1 protein-coding gene and 1 pseudogene are annotated in these 804 nt (G+C 67.2%); both read right to left on the reverse strand.

Annotated elements, in window-relative coordinates:
- Positions 1-535, reverse strand: a 535-nt coding sequence (locus ACU8YC_RS25125; protein ID WP_446895977.1) for an AIDA repeat-containing protein, incomplete at its 3' end; no start/stop codon positions are given.
- Positions 536-547: 12 nt separating this feature from the next.
- Positions 548-760: pseudogene (locus tag ACU8YC_RS25130) on the reverse strand (AIDA repeat-containing protein); the annotation flags it as partial.
- Positions 761-804: the final 44 nt, after the last annotated feature.

Consider the following 804-nt stretch of genomic DNA (forward strand, 5'->3'; position numbering starts at 1 on the left):
TTTTCCCGGTGGCCTGCCCGCCGTCAATGACCAGCATATCCCGCTGAAACTCCGGGTCAGACAGGTTAATCCTCATGTTAATGGTACCGCCCTGACCGACAAGACGGGTCGTGGTGAGTGTGCGGGGCGTGAAGGTGCTGTCAGCGGATGTGGCCGCCAGCCGGGTTCTGACCATATCGCCGGGCTCCGGCCCGAAGGTGATGGTGCCGGCGTTTTCAAGGGTGCCCTGGCTGACCACATTCCCGGCAATCGTCAGGGTGGCACTGTCCGTCAGACGGGTGGTGCCGCTCAGGACCGCACCGTCGCCCGCGCTCAGGTTGCCACCACTGCTCACTGTGGTGTTGTCTGCCACCGCCCCGGAAGCCACACGGAAGCGGCCCCCGTTTTCAAGCAGGAGTCCGCTGGCTCTGCCGGAAGCCGCATCAATGCTGAATGCCCCCTGTGCATTCGTCCCGCTGACCGTGGCCCCGCTGTCGGCAATCAGGGCGCCGCCGGCATTCATCGTCACGTCTGTCGCCGTGCCGCCCGTGTTCACCTTCAGCGTCCCCTCGCGGTCCACGGTGGTGGTGTCCGCCCTGTCCCCGGTCAGCACCTCCAGCCGGCCACCATTTTCCAGCACCACGCCGGTGGCGGTTCCGCGGGTCGCATCCACGCTGAAATTCCCCAGCCGGTTGGTCCCGGACACGGTCGCTGCCGTGCTGGTCACCAGGGCCCCGCCCTGTGCCAGGGTGACCTGACCGGCGACGCCGCCGGCATTCACCTGCAGCCTGCCGCCGCTGTTGACCTGCGTCTCATCCGCCCGGG

It is taken from the genome of Citrobacter sp. VF227 (assembly GCF_052950715.1).